The sequence below is a fragment of the Streptomyces sp. AC555_RSS877 genome (assembly GCF_019049245.1).
Classification (GTDB): Bacteria; Actinomycetota; Actinomycetes; order Streptomycetales; family Streptomycetaceae; genus Streptomyces.
In genome coordinates, this window is sequence record NZ_JAGMUK010000234.1 from 1 (window position 1) to 266 (window position 266).

The following is a 266-nucleotide window of genomic DNA, read 5'->3' on the forward strand; positions in this document are numbered from 1 at the left end:
AGGTGATGCATCCGCAGCAAGGCCAGCCACCGGCCCTCACCCGCCGGCTCCGCAGCCGTATACACGTCGACCAACGGAGCACGACCGATGTCCATCAACGACCCCGCACCAGCGATCAGCTGTTCTACCGCATCAGCCCCCTGAGGATCGAGAACGATCTCCGTGACGGGCAGGACGGCCCGGCGGACCACGACCTGGACCGGCTCACTCAATCCCTCCCACACGAAAGCCGTGCGATAGATGTCATGCCGATCCACGACCTGCTG

Annotated in this window: 1 protein-coding gene; it reads right to left on the bottom strand. The window is 64.7% G+C overall.

What is annotated here, in order from left to right:
• Positions 1–266 (bottom strand): hypothetical protein (locus tag KUM49_RS47075; protein WP_217243161.1); only part of this gene is annotated, 266 nt, incomplete at both ends.